This is a genomic window from Burkholderia puraquae, from assembly GCF_002099195.1.
In the GTDB taxonomy this organism is placed as follows: domain Bacteria; phylum Pseudomonadota; class Gammaproteobacteria; order Burkholderiales; family Burkholderiaceae; genus Burkholderia; species Burkholderia puraquae.
Map to the genome: position 1 here is coordinate 42,699 of NZ_NBYX01000021.1, position 17,223 is coordinate 59,921.

Consider the following 17,223-nt stretch of genomic DNA (forward strand, 5'->3'; position numbering starts at 1 on the left):
TCCAAACGGCCGACGAATGGCCCGCGATCCTGCCCGAACGGGAAGAACGCGGCCCGCTCCGTGCGGCCTGCGCAATCAGCCGGCCGCGTGCGCTGCATGTGCGGTGTGCGCCGCGTCGGGCACAAGCCAGCGCGGCGGCACCTCGGGGCTCACCGTCACGCGGAACGCCCGCGCCTCGCTGTCGCCCGGGTTGCGCAGGCTGTACGGCTGGTCGGCATCGAACACGATCGCGTCGCCGGTCGCGAGCAACTGCCGGCGGTCATGCACGCTGACTTCGAGCGTGCCCTCGCTGACGACGAGGTTGACCGTCGTGCCGGGCGCGCGGCGCGCGCCCGGCTCCGTATGCAGCGGCGCGATCCGCAGTTCGTGGAACTCGGCCGCGGCCGGTTCGCCTTCCGGATACAGCGCACGCGCCGAGAAGCGGCCATTCGAGCTGACGACGCGCGACGCGCGCTCGGCCGCCAGGTGCTCGAAGCCGTTCACCGCATGGCGGCGCAGGAATGCGGCGACCGATACCTTCAGCGCCGCGGCGATCTTGCAGAGCACCTTGATCGACGGCACGCTGCGCGCCGACTCGATCTGCGCGAGCATCGCGCGCGACACACCGGACAGCCGCGCGAGCGCATCGAGCGACAACTGCCGCTCGGCGCGCAACCGCGCGAGGTTCACGCCGACCACCTGCTCGAGAACGTCGAGCGATGCGGACGCCCGCGCATCGGCGGCGTTGCCGGACTCGAAGGAAGACACGTCGCGCACGAGCGCCAGGGATGAAGACATAGCATTGCCTCCGGGCCGCTGTGCAGCCCTGCGTATGGGGTAAGCCGGGATCGGAATCGGGTTGCGCCAGCAACGGCGCGTATCGAGACGCTATCACCCGGTCTTGCACCGGCAAACGAAGTTATCTTCACACCGTTATCAGCATCGCGGAGGAATGCGTTCCTCGCGAACCTTTTCCTGCCGCTATCGCGTCGAGCGGGTGCCGCTCATTGCGCCACTCATTGCGCCGCCGGCGCCGCGCCGCGTGCCGGCCCACGCGCGTCGAGCCGCATCGCGAACCACGTGACCACGAGCGCCGCGAAGGTCACCGCGACGGCGACCCACGGCAGCGCATCGAGCGCGAGGCCGTGTTCCAGCGCAAGGCCGCCGAGCCACGCGCCGCCCGCATTGCCGACGTTGAACGCGCCGATATTGAGCGTCGACGCGAGATGCGGTGCGCTCGCGGCCTTCTCGACCATGCGCGCCTGCAGCGGCGGCACCGTCGCGAACGCGGCGATCCCCCACACGAACACGGTGACGGCGGCCGCGACCGGCAGGTGGCTCGTCTTCGCGAACACGGCCATCACGGCCATCAGCGCGACGAGGATCACGATCAGCGACGGCATCAGCGCGCGGTCGGCGAACTTGCCGCCGAGCGTATTGCCGATCGTCAGCCCCGCGCCGAACAGCACGAGGATCAACGCGACCGAACGCGGCGAGAAGCCCGACACGGTCTCGAGAATCGGCGCGATATACGTGAACACAACGAACACGCCGCCGAAGCCGAGCACGGTCATCAGCAGCGCAAGCCACACCTGCGGCTCCTTCAGCACGCGCACTTCGTGGCCGAGGCCGACCGGCCCGCTGTCGTGGCGGTTCGGCACGAGCGCGGCGACGCCGCCGAGCGCCAGCACGCCGAGCACGGCGACGATCCAGAACGACGCGCGCCAGCCGAGCAACTGGCCGACGAACGTGCCGAACGGCACACCGAGCACGTTCGACAGCGTGAGCCCCGTGAACATCAGCGCGATCGCGCTCGCGCGCTTGTCGGTCGGCACGAGCGACGCGGCGACCACCGCGCCGATCCCGAAGAACGACCCGTGCGCGAACGACGTGACGACGCGCGCGACCATCAGCATCGCGTAGCCGGACGCGGTCGCGCACAGCACGTTGCCGACGATGAAAATCGCCATCAGCAACTGCAGCGCGGCCTTGCGCGGCATGCGGCTCGTCAGCACCGCGAGGAGCGGCGCGCCGGCCGCGACACCGAGCGCATAGCCCGTGACCAGCAGGCCGGCCGACGGCAGCGACACGGCCAGGTCGTGCGCGACTTCGGGCAGCAGGCCCATGATGATGAACTCGGTGGTACCGATGGCGAAGGCACTGATCGCAAGCGCCAGTAACGGAATGGGCATGACATTCTCCGGAAGGCGGCGGACGCGGCGCCCGGTCGGTGCCGCACCGCACAAAAGCAGGATGTGCGCATTGTCCCGAAGATGTCTGTATTTGATAATTGGCGTGGCATTTGAACCATTTTCAAATATTTCTGGAAAATCGCATGGATCGACTGGGCGACATCCGGCTGTTCGTCGAGGCGGCCGATCTGGGCAGCCTGTCCGCCGCCGGGCGCAAGCTGAACCTCACGCCGGCCGCCGCGAGCGCGCGCCTCGCGAAGCTCGAGGCGGCGGTCGCCACCCGGCTGTTCGACCGTTCGACCCGACAGTTGCGGCTCACCGACGAGGGCCGCCTGTACCTAAACGGCTGCCGGCAGGCGTTGCAGGCGCTCGACGACGCAAACGCGCTGCTGCAGGCCGGCCGCAACGTCGTCGGCGGCCGGGTGCGGCTGTCGGCGACGTCGGATTTCGGCCGCCGCCGGCTGCTCGACTGGCTCGACGAATTCACCGCGCGCTACCCGGACGTGACGTTCTCGCTGACGGCATCCGACTCGACGGTGAACCTGTGGCAGGACGAGATCGACCTCGCGATCCGTTTTGCCGCGCCGCCCGACGGCGCGCTGATCGCCCGCCGGCTCGCCGCGGACCGGCGCGTGCCGTGCGCGGCGCCGTCGTTCGTCGAACGCCACGGCGTGCCGCGCGACCCGCACGATCTGGCCCGCTTTCCGTGCAACGTGATTACAGTGGCGTCGGGGCCGATGAACACGTGGCGCTTTACGCGCGGCGACGATACGCAGACCTGCACGGTGCCGCTCGCCACCGCGTTCGAGACCAACGACGGCGGCCTCGCCCGCGAGTGGGCGCTGCGCGGCCGCGGCATCGTGCTGAACTCGATCTGGGATGTCGCCGACGACATCCGCGCCGGGCGGCTCAAGGTCCTGCTGCCTGACTGGCGGCACCAGAGCGCGTCGCTGCACGCGATCTATCCCGGCAAGCGCTACATGGCGCCGCGCGTGCGCGTGCTGCTCGACTTTCTCGCCGAACGCTTCGCGCGCGAGGAAGCCGCGCACGACGACCTGCTGAACGCGTGCCGCTGACCGCCCGCGCATGGCCGTTCAGGGGTCGGAACGTGGCCGGCGGCGTCGCGCGGCCGCAACCCGCCGCCCGTCCCGGGCGGCATGAAAAGCTATAATGAAAGGCTTTCCCGACGGCTTTTCATGCCGGCTGCGCGCCAACCGTGTGCAACGCATGGCCGTCCCGATTCACTCTTGACGACGCCCCCAGGTCAACCACTGCGAACGGCGAACCCCCATGACCAAGAAAGTTTACGTAAAGACCTTCGGCTGCCAGATGAACGAGTACGACTCGGACAAGATGGTGGACGTGCTGCATGCGGCCGAAGGCCTCGAAAAGACCGACACGCCGGAAGACGCGGACATCATCCTGTTCAACACGTGCTCGGTGCGTGAAAAGGCGCAGGAGAAGGTGTTCTCCGATCTCGGCCGCGTGCGCGAGCTGAAGGAAGCGAAGCCCGGCCTGCTGATCGGCGTCGGCGGCTGTGTCGCGAGCCAGGAAGGTGCATCGATCGTGTCGCGCGCACCGTACGTCGACCTCGTGTTCGGCCCGCAAACCCTGCACCGCCTGCCGCAGATGATCGACGCACGCCGCGAGAGCGGCCGCGCGCAGGTCGACATCACGTTCCCCGAAATCGAGAAGTTCGACCACCTGCCGCCCGCGCGCGTCGAGGGGCCGAGCGCATTCGTGTCGATCATGGAAGGCTGCTCGAAGTACTGCAGCTATTGCGTGGTGCCGTACACCCGCGGCGACGAAGTATCGCGCCCGCTCGACGACGTGCTGACCGAAGTGGCCGGCCTCGCCGACCAGGGCGTGCGCGAAGTCACGCTGCTCGGCCAGAACGTGAATGCATACCGCGGCGCGCTGGCGTCCGGCTCGTCGGAAATCGCCGATTTCGCAACACTGATCGAATATGTCGCCGACATCCCCGGCATCGAGCGGATCCGCTATACGACGTCGCACCCGAAGGAATTCACGCAGCGCCTGATCGACACCTACGCGAAGGTGCCGAAGCTCGTGAGCCACCTGCACCTGCCCGTCCAGCACGGCTCCGACCGCATCCTGATGGCGATGAAGCGCGGCTACACGGTGCTCGAATACAAGTCGGTGATCCGCAAGCTGCGCGCGATCCGCCCGGACCTGTCGCTGTCGACCGACATGATCGTCGGCTTCCCCGGCGAGACCGAGGAGGATTTCGACAAGATGATGGCGCTCGTGCACGAGATGCGCTACGACACCAGCTTCTCGTTCATCTACAGCCCGCGCCCCGGCACGCCGGCCGCGAACCTGCACGACGACACGCCGCGCGAGGTCAAGCTCAAACGCCTGCAACATCTGCAGGCGACCATCGAGGAAAACGTCGCGCGCATCAGCCAGTCGATGGTCGGGAAGGTCGAGCGGATCCTCGTCGAGGGCCCGTCGCGCAAGGACCCGAACGAACTCGCGGGCCGCACCGAGAACAACCGGGTCGTGAATTTCCCGGCGCCGCTCGCGTCGCACCCGCGCCTGATCGGCCAGATGATCGACGTGAAGATCAACCATGCGTACCCGCATTCGCTGCGCGGCGAGCTCCTGCTCGTGAGCGGCGACGCGAGCGCGGCCACCCACTGACTGACGCTCAACAGGAGCACGACGCCACTTTGAAGCCGACCCAAGCACTGGAATTCGTCGCGCCGCGCGACGACAATGCGCGCCTCGCCAACCTCTGCGGCCCGCTCGACGAGAACCTGCGGCAGATCGAACAGGCGCTCGACGTCACGCTGTCGCGACGCGGCCATCGGATCGCGATCCGCGGTCGCGGCGCCAAGCTCGCGCTCACCGCGCTCGAGAACTTCTACAACCGCGCGCGCGATGCGCTGTCGGTCGACGACATCCAGCTCGCGCTGGTCGAAGTGCGCCACACGTCCGGCAACGGCCGCCAGGACACGGTCGACGTGCGCTTTCGCGGCGACCCCGACCATCCGTTCGACGATCCGGTCGTGCAGCTCGACGCCAGCGAGCCGGACGAGGAACCCGGACCGAAGCTCTACACGCGGCGCGCCGACCTGCGCGGCCGCACCCCCGCGCAGCGCGAGTACCTGAAGCAGATCCTGTCGCACGACGTGACGTTGGGCATCGGGCCGGCCGGCACCGGCAAGACCTACCTCGCGGTTGCCTGCGCGGTCGACGCGCTCGAGCGCGACCAGGTCAAGCGGATCGTGCTGACGCGCCCGGCCGTCGAGGCCGGCGAGCGGCTCGGCTTCCTGCCGGGCGATCTCGCGCAAAAGGTCGACCCGTATTTGCGTCCGCTGTACGACGCGCTGTACGACCTGCTCGGCTTCGACAAGACGGCGAAGATGTTCGAACGCCAGATGATCGAGATCGCGCCGCTCGCCTATATGCGCGGCCGCACGCTGAACCACGCGTTCATCATCCTCGACGAGGCGCAGAACACGACGCCCGAGCAGATGAAGATGTTCCTCACGCGGATCGGCTTCGGCTCGAAGGCGGTCGTGACCGGCGACACGAGCCAGGTCGACCTGCCGCGCGGCCACAAGAGCGGCCTGGTCGAGGCGCAGCAGGTCCTCAGCGGCGTGCGCGGCATCGCGCTCACGCGCTTCACGAGCGCGGACGTCGTGCGCCATCCGCTCGTCGCGCGCATCGTCGAGGCGTACGACGAATTCCACGCGCAGCACCAGGACGGCTGACCGGCCGGCGGCACCTGCATCCCGCCCCGGCCCGACAGCCCGGCCCGGCCCGCCAGACGGCGCGCCGGGCTTTTTTTTCGCCCGCGCGAATTCGGGTGCGATCGGCCGTTTGGTGTATCCTCAACGCGTCCCAATCGCCGCACGCGTCATGAAATCCTCCCGTTCCCGCAAGTCCGGGCGCGCCCAGTCCGCCGCGCCCGCCTCCCCCCGCCTTTCGCTGTTCGATGCGAAGGGCAAGGCCCGGACCGTCAACGCGCAAGGGCTGCGAATCGACTTCCCGGACGGCCGCAGCCTGATGTTCGACCTGTCGGGCAGTTCGGGGGAAGCAGCCGTCGCGATCGTCGCGCAACACAACGATCCGGCCATGCGCGCGAAGCTCGCGCTGCAGCCCGAGCACTACGACAGCGTGACGCTGCACGTGGGTGCCGAGCCCGCACCGCGTGAAGACGACGCCGAAGACGCACTGCGCGAGCCGGAGCTCGACCTGTCCGTGCAGTACGGTGACGAGATCACGAGCGACGTGCGCAAGACGCTCCCCAAGCGCAAGCTGATCGCCGAATGGATCGAGCCGGCGCTGTTCGCCAGCGCGCAGCTCACCGTGCGCTTCGTCGGCGAAGTCGAAGGCCGCACGCTGAACGCCGGCTACCGGCACAAGGACTACCCGACCAACGTGCTGACCTTCGCGTACGACGCGGCGCCCGACGGCACCGTGATCGGCGACCTCGTGCTGTGCTGCCCGGTCGTCGAGAAGGAAGCGCACGACCAGGGCAAGCCGCTCACCGCCCATTACGCACACCTGCTGGTGCACGGCGCACTGCACGCGCAGGGCTACGACCACGAGACGAGCGACGAGGACGCGGCCGAAATGGAAGCGCTCGAAGTCGACATCCTCGCGAAGCTGGGCTTCCCGAACCCGTACCAGTAAGCCGTCCGCACGATGCGCAACGCCGCGACGCTCCCGCCCGCCTACCCGCCGTCGATCGGCGACGGGCGCCTGCTGACGGAAGACGAGCTCGCGGCCTCGCTCGCGCACACGATGCGCGACTGGGACGGCCGGCAGGATCTCTGGCTGTTCGGCTATGGCTCGCTGATCTGGAACCCGGGATTGCCGACCGTCGCCGCCGTGCGCGGCAAGGTGCACGGCTATCATCGCGGGCTCTACCTGTGGTCGCGCGTGAACCGCGGCACGCCCGAGCGCCCGGGCCTCGTGCTCGCGCTCGATCGCGGCGGCTCGTGCTCGGGCATCGCGTTCCGGCTCGCCGGCCCGACCGCGCAGCCGCACCTCGAAACGTTGTGGAAACGCGAGATGCCGATGGGTTCGTACCGGCCCGCGTGGCTGCCGTGCTCGCTCGAGAACGGCGAGCGCGTGAATGCGCTCGCGTTCGTGATGCGCCGCGACGCGCCGACCTACACGGGCAAGCTGTCCGATCCCGTCGTGAAGGAAGTGTTCGGCTGCGCGGCCGGCCGCTACGGCACGACGCTCGATTACGTGAGCCGCACGGTCGACGCGCTGCGCGCGAGCGGCATCCCGGATCGCGCACTGGAAGGGCTGCTCGCGCGATGCCGGTGACGCAGCACGGCGCCCGGCTTGCCGCCACGCGCTGCCGCGCCACGTGCGCATTCGAACGAGGGCAGGACCGATGAAACCGTCACGCTGGTCGCGTTGCAAGGGTGCCGTGCTGATCGTCGCCGTGAGCGTCGCGCTGTCCGGCTGCGGGATCCTGGGCTGCGGCGGCGCCGCGACCAATGGCGCGGCCGCCGGCGGTTGCTCGGCCGGCATGCGTTTCTGAACCGCGGCCCCGCGGAACCCGCGTGCGGCAGAATGCCGCCGCTGGCCCCCTCGGCCGGCCGTTTTCCCGCGTCACGGCTCCCCGCCCCGTCCACACCCGTTTTTTGCCGCCGCTGCCCTGCCACCCCTTTCTGAGATAGGATGGACACGAAGACGATGTCGCGCCCGGCGCGGCCGTCCGCGAGCGGGGCCCGCGCGATCTGCCACCCTGGCCGTACGGCTGGTGTGACACGGTCGCGTCGTGCCCTTGGTGTATCCTTGCCTACTCCGTGACAGCGCGCTCCGGCATGACCCGGGCGCACCACCATGAACGATTCGTATCCCAGTCGTAAGCCAACCGACAAACCGCAAGAAAAGCGCTCGCTGCTCGAGCGCCTGACCGACTTCATCTCGCCCGAGCCCGAATCCCGCGGCGAGCTGCTGGAAATCCTCCAGGACGCCCACGAGCGCAACCTGATCGACGCCGATTCGCTGTCGATGATCGAAGGCGTTTTCCAGGTATCCGACCTGTGCGCACGCGACATCATGGTGCCGCGCGCCCAGATGGACGCGATCAACATCGCCGACAAGCCAGAAGATTTCATCCCGTTCGTCCTCGAAAAGGCACACTCGCGCTACCCGGTGTACGAGGAGAACCGCGACAACGTCATCGGCGTGCTGCTCGCGAAGGATCTGCTGCGTTTCTATGCCGAAGAGGAATTCGACGTGCGCGGGATGCTGCGCCCGGCCGTGTTCATTCCCGAATCGAAGCGCCTGAACGTGCTGCTGCACGACTTCCGCGTGAACCGCAACCACCTCGCGATCGTCGTCGACGAATACGGCGGCGTCGCGGGCCTGATCACGATCGAGGACGTGCTCGAGCAGATCGTCGGCGACATCGAGGACGAATACGATTTCGACGAGGAAGCCGGCAACATCATCTCGGGGCCCGACGGCCGCTACCGCGTGCGTGCGCTCACCGAGATCGAACAGTTCAACGAGACGTTCGGCACCGATTTCCCCGACGACGAGGTCGACACGATCGGCGGGCTGATCACGCATCATTTCGGCCGCGTCCCGCATCGCGGCGAGAAGCTGCAGCTCGGCAACCTCGTGTTCGAGATCCAGCGCGGCGATGCGCGCCAGGTTCACGTGCTGCTGGTGCGCCGCAACCCGCTCGCCAGCCGTCGCGCCGAAACCTCGCACGAAGACTGACCGTCGCGCGCCAGCCGCGCGTTCCACAACCGCTCGCCCACTTTCGCTTCACATGGACGATCCGATCCTGTCCCGCCCGGCTGGCGGCGTTCTCGCGCCGACACCCGGCCGCGCGCTGCCGCGCTGGCACTACCCGGCCGCGCTGCTCGCCGGCGCAGCCAATACGCTCAGCTTCGCGCCGACGCCGCATGGCGGCTGGCTGCAACTCGTCGTATTCGTCTGGTTTTTCGCGCAGCTCACGCGCACCGCGAGCTGGCGCAGCGCCGCACTCACCGGCGGCGCGTTCGGCTTCGGCAATTTCATCAGCGGCATCTGGTGGCTCTACATCAGCATGCACGTGTACGGCGAGATGGCCGCGCCGCTCGCGGGCGGCGCGCTCGTGCTGTTCTCGCTGTACCTGTCGCTGTACCCGGCGTTCTCTGCCGGGTTGTGGTCGTTCTGCGCGGGCCATGCGTGGCATCGCCGCACGCCCGATCCGCGGCCGTTCGCGCCGACCTGGCACGGCGCGTTCGCGTTCGCGAGCGCATGGGCACTCGGCGAATGGCTGCGCGGCACGATGTTCACGGGCTTCCCGTGGCTCGCCAGCGGCTATCCGCAGGTGGACGGCCCGTTCGCGGGCTTCGCGCCGGTCGCCGGCGTGTACGGGATCGCGTGGGTGCTCGCGCTGTTCGCCGCGCTCGTCGTGCAGGCGCTCGCCGCCGCCCGGCCGTCGCCGCTCGCCGCCCCTCCCGCCGGCAATGGGCGCGTGCGCATCGCCGCGCCGGCCGGCATTGCGCTCGCGCTGGTCGCGGCCGGTCTCGGACTGTCGCAGGTCGCGTGGACGGTACCCGCGAACGCGCCGCTCACCGTGCGGCTGCTGCAGGGCAACGTGAAGCAGGACATCAAGTTCGAGGAAGCGGGCATCGACGCGGCGATCAAGATGTACACGCAGATGATCATCGAGAAGCCGGCCGACCTGATCGTCACGCCGGAAACCGCGATCGCGGTGATGATCCAGGAGCTGCCCGAGCCGTTCGCCGTCGCGATCCGCAAGTTCAGCGACACGACGGGCTCGGCCGTGCTGTTCGGTGCGGTCGGTGCATCGGTGACCGAGGACGGCCACTACGTCGACTATACGAACAGCCTGTACGGCGTGACGCCGAATTCGCGCGACATCTATCACTACGACAAGCACCACCTCGTGCCCTTCGGCGAATTCATCCCGTGGGGCTTCCGGTGGTTCGTCGACCTGATGAAGATGCCGCTCGGCGATTTCGCGCGCGGCGCGCCCGTGCAGAAACCGTTCCTCGTCCACAACCAGCCCGTGATGGCCGACATCTGCTACGAGGACTTGTTCGGCGAGGAAATCGCCGCGACGATCCGCGACAACCCGCAGCCGCCGGGCGTGCTCGTCAACGTGACGAACCTCGCGTGGTTCGGCGACACGATCGCGCTCGACCAGCACCTGCAGATCGCGCGGATGCGCTCGCTCGAGACGGGCCGCCCGATGCTGCGTTCGACCAACACGGGGATGACGGCCGCGATCGATGCACGCGGCCGCGTGCTCGGCCAGTTGAAGCCGTTCACGATCGGCTCGCTCGACGTGCGGATCGAAGGCACGAGCGGCTTCACGCCTTACGTGACGAGCGGCAACAACATCGTGCTCGCGGTGTCGTTCGTGCTGCTCGCGTTCGGCTTCACGTTCGGACCCGCGCTGCGCCGGCGCAACAGCCGGACGCACGGCGACGACCAGCCGAAATGACGCAACGTGTGGCCGCTACGCAGTACGTGGCGGTCACGGGCCGCATGCAGCGGCCCGTGACCGCAAGCCGCCCGGCCGCTCAGGCCTGCCGGGCGGACGCAGCCGATTGAACCGGCTGCGCGGCCAGGCGCCGCAGATCGCGGCCCACGTCCTCCATCACCGGCTCCCACACGCCGAATGCGGGTTGCCGGTACAGCGTCGCGGTCGGGTACCACGGGCTGTCCTTGCGTTCGAGCAGCCACGGCCAGTGCGGATTCACGTCGAGCAGCACCCAGGTGCGCGCGCCGAGTGCGCCCGCCAGGTGCGCCACCGACGTGCACACGGTGATCACGAGATCCAGCGCGCCGATGAACGCGGCCGTATCGTCGAAGCTCGTCAGTTCCGCCGTGAAATCCTCGATCGCGAAGCCGGCTGCGCGCGCCGCCGCGACATCCGCCTGCGCACCCGGCTGCAGCGAATAAAACGCGACGCCATCGATCCCGCGGAATGCGTCGGCATAGCGCTCGAGCCCGACGCGCCGGAACGGATTGCGCTGGTGCCCCGCGCTGCCCGTCCACACGAGCCCGACCTTCAGCCGGCTGTCGCCCGCGAGCCGCGCGCGCCACGCGTCGCGCGCAGGCGGGTCGGCCCGCAGGTATGGCACCGACGACGCGAGCATCGACGCTTCCATGCCGAGCATCAGCGGCAGGCCGATCAGCGGGACTTCGTAATCGAAGGCGGGCAGCACGTCGACGCCCCCGCCCGCGCTGAATCCATCCGCATGCGCGCCGAGGCTGCGCTGCATCAGCGTGCCCACCGGCGGGAACGTATTCCAGACGAGCCGGCCGCCCTCGCGATGCACGCGCTCGGCGAGCGGCGCGACGAAGCGGCAGAACTGCAGCACGTCGCCGAGCCCCTGCTCGCCCCACACGAGCAGCGTCTTGCCGGCAAGCGGCTCGCCCTGCCAGCGCGGGCCCGGCAGCGCCGGCCGGCGGCCGCGCAACTCGCCCGCGCCGTCCCAGCGCGCCTCGTGGCCGCGCCAGCCGGCCGCGTAGTTGCCCCGCACGAGCTGGATGATCGCCAGGTTGAAACGGTACGACGCGTCGTCGGGCGCCAGCGCGCACGCGCGCGCCGCGTAGTGCTCGGCGTCGTCCCAGCGCTGTGCCTCCTTCATCGCCATCGCGACGTTGTTCATCGCGAGCGCGTTGTCGGGCGCGAGCTCGACGAGCCGCGCGGCGCACGCGAGCGCGCCGTCCAGGTCGCGCGTCGCGAGCCGCGCAACGACGAGGTTGATCCACGCCTGCACGTCGCGCGGATCGGCGCGCACGGCCGCATCGAGCAGCGCGATCTCCTCCGCGCGGTCGCTGCCCGACAGCCGCAGCGCGATCGCGAGGTTGTTGCGCAGCGATGGCCGCTCGGCATCGAGCGCCAGCGCCGCGCGATACGGTGCCACGGCGTCCGCGTGACGGCCGGCCATCTGCAGCGCGTAGCCGTGATTGAAGTACGCGGCCGCACCCGGCTGCACACCTGCCACGCGTTCAGCGAGTGCGACCGCGTCGGCTGTGCGCTGCCGCGCGACGAGCGCGCCGGTGAGTTGCGCGAGCGCATCGGCGTCGACCGCATGCAAGTGCGCGGCGGCGGCGAGCCACAGATCGCGCGCGGCGCGCTCGCCGCGCGCCTGCGCATCGGCGGCCTGCCCGAGCAGCGCGAGGAAGGGCGGAAGCAGCGGAATGAGGATGTCGTTCGGATCGTCCATGCAATCGGGATCGGCAAGCGGTGGCACGGCACGCGTCGCGCGCGCCGCAATACGCGCATCTTAACGCCCGTGCGAAGCCGCGCGACACGCGCGTCTCGACATGCCGCACGCGGCCGCCCGGCGCGCGCCGGGCGCGCTCGCACAGGCCGCCGGAACGGGGCCGACGGTGCGCCCGCCCGCGTTCCGGCCGCATCGGCTCGCCGATCCGGTAAAATTACGCGTTTCAGCACACTAACAAGCCGCGCCGCCGCGCGAGCCGACCCTCCGGGCCCTGCCCGGAGCGCCGCCCGCAACGGAGCGCCAGCGCCACGAAGGCTCTTCATGCTTACGTTTCAGCAAATCATCCTGACGCTGCAGTCCTACTGGGACAAGCAGGGTTGTGCCCTGCTCCAGCCCATCGACATGGAAGTCGGCGCAGGCACGTCGCACGTCCACACGTTCCTGCGCGCGGTCGGCCCCGAGCCGTGGCGCGCCGCGTACGTGCAGCCGTCGCGCCGCCCGAAAGACGGCCGCTACGGCGAGAACCCGAACCGCCTGCAGCACTACTACCAGTACCAGGTCGTGCTCAAGCCGGCGCCGGAAAACATCCTCGACCTGTACCTCGGCTCGCTCGAGGCGCTCGGCTTCGACCTGCAGCAGAACGACGTGCGTTTCGTCGAGGACGACTGGGAAAACCCGACGCTCGGCGCGTGGGGCCTCGGCTGGGAAGTGTGGCTGAACGGGATGGAAGTCACGCAGTTCACGTATTTCCAGCAGGTCGGCGGCCTCGACTGCAAGCCGGTGCTCGGCGAGATCACGTACGGCCTCGAGCGCCTCGCGATGTATCTGCAGAAGGTCGAGAACGTGTACGACCTGGTCTGGACCGAATGGGAAGAGCAAGGCCCGAACGGCCCCGAGCTGCGCCGCCTGTCGTATGGCGACGTCTATCACCAGAACGAGGTCGAGCAGTCGACCTACAACTTCGAGCACGCGAACGTCGACCTGCTGTTCACGTTCTTCAACAGCTACGAAGCCGAAGCGAAGAAGATGATCGACGCGCAGCTCGCGCTGCCCGCGTACGAACTCGTGCTGAAGGCCGGCCACACGTTCAACCTGCTCGATGCGCGCGGCGCGATCTCGGTCACCGAGCGCGCGGCCTACATCGGCCGCATCCGCGCGCTGTCGCGTCTCGTCGCGCAGGCTTACTACGACTCGCGCGAGAAGCTCGGCTTCCCGATGCTCGGCAACCCGCCGGGCGTGCCGGGCCTCACCACCGACGCCCAGGACGCCGCGCAGCCGGCATGGGCGCCGCCGCTCAAGGTCGAACGCAAGATCGATCAGGACTGACGAGACGAGATTTATTCCACACATGACGCATAACCATCCCGCCCCCCTGCTCGTCGAACTGCTGACCGAAGAGCTGCCGCCGAAGGCCCTCGCGCGCCTTGGCGACGCATTCGCCGAAGGTCTCGCGCAACGCCTCGCGGCGCGCGACCTCGTCGAAGGCGAACTCGTGTTCGAACGCTACGCCACGCCGCGCCGCCTCGCCGTCGTCGTGCAGAACGTGCGCGCCGTCGCACCTGAAAAGCAGGTCCGCGAAAAAGTCCTGCCCGTGTCGGTCGCGCTCGACGCCGAAGGCAAGCCGACCGCCCCGCTCGCGAAGAAGCTCGCGGCGCTCGGCCACCCGAACCTGTCGATCGCCGATCTCGAGCGCGCGCAGGACGGCAAGGCCGAAGCGTTCTTCATCAACTATTCGGCAGCCGGCGCGACGCTCGCCGACGGCCTGCAGGCCGCGCTCGACGAAACGCTCGAGAAGCTGCCGATCCCGAAGGTGATGACCTACCAGCGCCCGGACGGCTCCGACGTGAAGTTCGTGCGCCCGGTGCATCGCCTGACGGTGCTGCACGACGATCGCATCGTGCCCGTCACCGCGTTCGGCATCGACGCCGGCGACACCACGCTCGGCCACCGCTTCCTGTCCGACGGCCTCGTCGCGATCCAGCATGCGCGCACCTACGCCGACACGCTGCGCGACAAGGGCCGCGTGATCGCGCACTTCGCCGATCGCCGCGAAACGATCCGCACGCAGCTGAACGAACATGCGAACGGCGATACGGTCGTGATGCCCGAAGCGCTGCTCGACGAAGTGACGTCGCTGGTCGAATGGCCGGTCGTCTACCCGTGCCGCTTCGAGGACGAATTCCTGCAGGTCCCGCAGGAATGCCTGATCCTCACGATGCAGACGAACCAGAAGTATTTCGCGCTGACCGACGTCGGCGGCAAGCTGCGCTCGCGCTTCCTGATCGTGTCGAACATCGAGACGAAGACGCCGGGCGAGATCATCGAAGGCAACGAGCGCGTCGTGCGCCCGCGCCTCGCCGATGCGAAATTCTTCTTCGAGCAGGACAAGAAGAAGCCGCTCGCCGACCGCGTGCCGCAGCTCGCGAACGTCGTGTATCACAACAAGCTCGGTTCGGCGCTCGCGCGCGTCGAGCGCCTCGAGGCGCTGGCCGGCGAGATCGCGCCCGCGATCGGCGCCGACGCCGCGCACGCGAAGCGCGCCGCGCGCCTCGCGAAGGCCGACCTGCTGACCGACATGGTCGGCGAGTTCCCGGAACTGCAGGGCACGATGGGCACGTACTACGCGCGCCACGACGGTGAAGCCGACGACGTCGCGCTCGCGTGCGCCGAGCACTACCAGCCGCGCTTCTCCGGCGACGCGCTGCCGACCACGCCCGTGTCGACCGCCGTCGCGCTCGCCGACAAGCTCGAGACGATCGTCGGCATCTGGGGCATCGGCCTCGCGCCGACGGGCGAGAAGGATCCGTTCGCGCTGCGCCGCCATGCACTCGGCGTGCTGCGCCTGCTGCTCGAGAAGCAGTTGCCGCTCGATCTCGTGTCGCTGCTGCGCACGGCCCATGCGCGCTTCGAAGGCGTGGCGGGCGTAGCCGAATCGACCGATGCGATCCTCGCGTTCTTCATGGATCGCCTGCGCGGCCTGCTGCGCGAGCGCGGCTATTCGGCCGGCGAAATCGACGCGGTGCTGAGCCTGAACCCGACGCGCGTCGACGATCTCGTCGCGCGCCTCGACGCGGTGCGCGAATTCACGCGCCTCGCGGAAGCCGAAGCGCTCGCGGCCGCGAACAAGCGGATCTCGAACATCCTGAAGAAGTCGGAAGGCGGCGCGAACGGCGCGGTGCAGCCGGCGCTGCTCGTCGAAGCTGCCGAGAAGGCGCTGCACGAACAGCTCACGGCCGTGACGCCGCACGTGCAGTCGCAGCTCGAGGCGCGTGCATACACGGGCGCGCTGTCGGCGCTCGCCGCGCTGCGCGCGCCGGTCGACACGTTCTTCAACGACGTGATGGTCAACGCGGAAGATCCGGCATTGCGCGCGAACCGTCTCGCACTGCTGTCCGCGCTGCACCAGCAGATGAACTGCGTCGCCGACATCTCGAAGCTCGCTGCATAAGGGCCGCCGATGCCGACCAGCCCCAACCGAAAGCTCGTCGTCCTCGACCGGGACGGCGTGATCAACGTCGATTCGGATGCGTTCATCAAGACGCCCGACGAATGGATCGCGCTGCCCGGCGCCCTCGAGGCGATCGCCCGGCTCAACCACGCGGGTTATCGCGTGATCGTCGCGACCAACCAGTCCGGCATCGGTCGCGGGCTGTTCGACATGGCCACGCTCAACGAGATGCATCTGAAGATGCATCGGGCGGCGGCCGCGGTCGGCGCACGCATCGACGCGGTGTTCTTCTGCCCGCACACGGCCGAGGATCACTGCGACTGCCGCAAGCCGAAACCCGGCATGATGCAGATGATCGCCGAGCGCTTCGAGATCGATCCCGATCACACGCCGGTCGTCGGCGATTCGCTGCGCGACCTGCAGGCCGGCGTCGCGGTCGGCTTCCAGCCGCACCTCGTGCTCACCGGCAAGGGCAAGAAGACGCTCGCCGCCGGCAACCTGCCGCCCGGCACGAAGGTCCACGACGACCTGCGCGCGTTCGCGCTCGATTTCCTTTCACACGAACACGAGTGATGCAGCCGCCGCGCGCATCCTCCCTAACGCCAGACTTACGCCGATGCGCTTCGTCCGCTCCCTGCTGCTGCTGATCTACTTCATCCTGTACACGGTGCCGTACGCCACCGCGTGCTTCATCGCCTTTCCGTTCATGCGCCCCGACGCGCGCTACTGGATGGCGGCCGGCTGGTGCAAGTCGACGCTGTGGGTCGTGCGCTGGCTGAACGGCATCCGTTACCGGATCGAAGGGTTCGAGAACCTGCCCGACGGCCCGGCCGTGCTGCTGTCGAAGCACCAGTCCGCGTGGGAGACGCTCGCGTTCCCTGCGCTGATGCCGAAGCCGCTCTGCTACGTGTTCAAGCGCGAACTGCTGTACGTGCCGTTCTTCGGCTGGGCGCTCGGGCTGCTGCACATGGTCAACATCAACCGCAAGGAAGGCAAGAATGCATTCGTGTCGGTGATCCGCCAGGGCAAGAAGCGCCTGTCGGAAGGCGCATGGATGATCATGTTCCCGGAAGGCACGCGCACGCCGGTCGGCAAGCAGGGCAAGTACAAGACGGGCGGCGCGCGTTTCGCGATCGAAACCGGCGCACCCGTCGTGCCGATCGCGCACAATGCAGGTCGGGTGTGGCCGCGCAACTCGTTCACGAAATTCCCGGGTGTCGTCACCGTGTCGATCGGCAAGCCGATCCCCAGCGAGGGGCTGACGCCCGATGCATTGAACTCGCAGGTCGAAGCATGGATCGAAGCGGAAATGCGCCGGATCGATCCGGATTCGTATCGACAGGCGGGCAATGCCGGCACGCGCGATGCCGCACGAGTCTGACGCCCCCAGGTTGCAGCCGTTGCG

15 protein-coding genes are annotated in these 17,223 nt (G+C 68.7%); 12 read left to right on the top strand and 3 right to left on the bottom strand.

The window, feature by feature from the left end; all coding sequences use genetic code 11:
* Positions 1–75: 75 nt before the first annotated feature.
* On the bottom strand, positions 76–777 hold the full coding sequence (locus tag B7G54_RS30145; RefSeq protein ID WP_085042346.1) for a helix-turn-helix domain-containing protein: 702 nt from the start codon (positions 775–777) through the stop codon (positions 76–78).
* A 218-nt stretch (positions 778–995) separates the two neighbouring features.
* A complete protein-coding gene (locus B7G54_RS30150; RefSeq protein WP_085042347.1) occupies positions 996–2,171 on the bottom strand; it encodes an MFS transporter in 1,176 nt (391 codons plus the stop codon).
* Between the two features lie 143 nt (positions 2,172–2,314).
* On the opposite strand from B7G54_RS30150, the gene B7G54_RS30155 reads away from it, so the two are divergent.
* The 8 genes from B7G54_RS30155 (at position 2,315) to lnt (ending at position 10,635) form a co-directional block, all read left to right on the top strand.
* Positions 2,315–3,247: a LysR family transcriptional regulator gene (locus B7G54_RS30155; RefSeq protein ID WP_085042348.1), complete on the top strand. Its 933-nt coding sequence runs from the start codon at positions 2,315–2,317 to the stop codon at positions 3,245–3,247.
* Between the two features lie 214 nt (positions 3,248–3,461).
* Entirely contained in the window at positions 3,462–4,835 is a 1,374-nt protein-coding gene (gene miaB / locus B7G54_RS30160; protein WP_085042349.1) for a tRNA (N6-isopentenyl adenosine(37)-C2)-methylthiotransferase MiaB, read from the top strand.
* A gap of 29 nt (positions 4,836–4,864) precedes the next feature.
* On the top strand, positions 4,865–5,911 hold the full coding sequence (locus B7G54_RS30165) for a PhoH family protein (protein WP_085042350.1): 1,047 nt from the start codon (positions 4,865–4,867) through the stop codon (positions 5,909–5,911).
* 148 nt (positions 5,912–6,059) lie between these two features.
* Positions 6,060–6,836 carry an rRNA maturation RNase YbeY gene (gene ybeY / locus B7G54_RS30170; protein ID WP_085042351.1) on the top strand — a complete coding sequence of 259 codons (777 nt, stop codon included), beginning with the start codon at positions 6,060–6,062 and terminating at the stop codon, positions 6,834–6,836.
* A 12-nt stretch (positions 6,837–6,848) separates the two neighbouring features.
* Positions 6,849–7,481 carry a gamma-glutamylcyclotransferase gene (locus B7G54_RS30175; protein ID WP_085042352.1) on the top strand — a complete coding sequence of 211 codons (633 nt, stop codon included), beginning with the start codon at positions 6,849–6,851 and terminating at the stop codon, positions 7,479–7,481.
* Between the two features lie 70 nt (positions 7,482–7,551).
* Positions 7,552–7,701 (top strand): hypothetical protein, encoded by a 150-nt coding sequence (locus B7G54_RS39210; RefSeq protein ID WP_165765636.1) that lies wholly within the window; start codon positions 7,552–7,554, stop codon positions 7,699–7,701.
* 305 nt (positions 7,702–8,006) lie between these two features.
* Entirely contained in the window at positions 8,007–8,894 is an 888-nt protein-coding gene (locus B7G54_RS30180) for an HlyC/CorC family transporter (RefSeq protein ID WP_021160150.1), read from the top strand.
* 52 nt (positions 8,895–8,946) lie between these two features.
* Positions 8,947–10,635: an apolipoprotein N-acyltransferase gene (gene lnt / locus B7G54_RS30185; protein WP_085042353.1), complete on the top strand. Its 1,689-nt coding sequence runs from the start codon at positions 8,947–8,949 to the stop codon at positions 10,633–10,635.
* Positions 10,636–10,714: 79 nt separating this feature from the next.
* On the opposite strand, the gene B7G54_RS30190 is transcribed toward lnt, so the two are convergent.
* Positions 10,715–12,370 (bottom strand): tetratricopeptide repeat protein, encoded by a 1,656-nt coding sequence (locus B7G54_RS30190; RefSeq protein ID WP_085042354.1) that lies wholly within the window; start codon positions 12,368–12,370, stop codon positions 10,715–10,717.
* A 321-nt stretch (positions 12,371–12,691) separates the two neighbouring features.
* On the opposite strand from B7G54_RS30190, the gene glyQ reads away from it, so the two are divergent.
* The 4 genes from glyQ to B7G54_RS30210 are packed head-to-tail and all read left to right on the top strand — an operon-like array spanning position 12,692 to position 17,199.
* Entirely contained in the window at positions 12,692–13,696 is a 1,005-nt protein-coding gene (glyQ, locus tag B7G54_RS30195; RefSeq protein WP_011885965.1) for a glycine--tRNA ligase subunit alpha, read from the top strand.
* Between the two features lie 22 nt (positions 13,697–13,718).
* Positions 13,719–15,818, top strand: a complete 2,100-nt coding sequence (gene glyS, locus B7G54_RS30200) for a glycine--tRNA ligase subunit beta (RefSeq protein ID WP_085042355.1) — start codon at positions 13,719–13,721, stop codon at positions 15,816–15,818.
* 9 nt (positions 15,819–15,827) lie between these two features.
* Entirely contained in the window at positions 15,828–16,391 is a 564-nt protein-coding gene (gmhB, locus tag B7G54_RS30205) for a D-glycero-beta-D-manno-heptose 1,7-bisphosphate 7-phosphatase (RefSeq protein ID WP_085042356.1), read from the top strand.
* A 43-nt stretch (positions 16,392–16,434) separates the two neighbouring features.
* Positions 16,435–17,199 carry a lysophospholipid acyltransferase family protein gene (locus B7G54_RS30210; RefSeq protein WP_085042357.1) on the top strand — a complete coding sequence of 255 codons (765 nt, stop codon included), beginning with the start codon at positions 16,435–16,437 and terminating at the stop codon, positions 17,197–17,199.
* Positions 17,200–17,223: the final 24 nt, after the last annotated feature.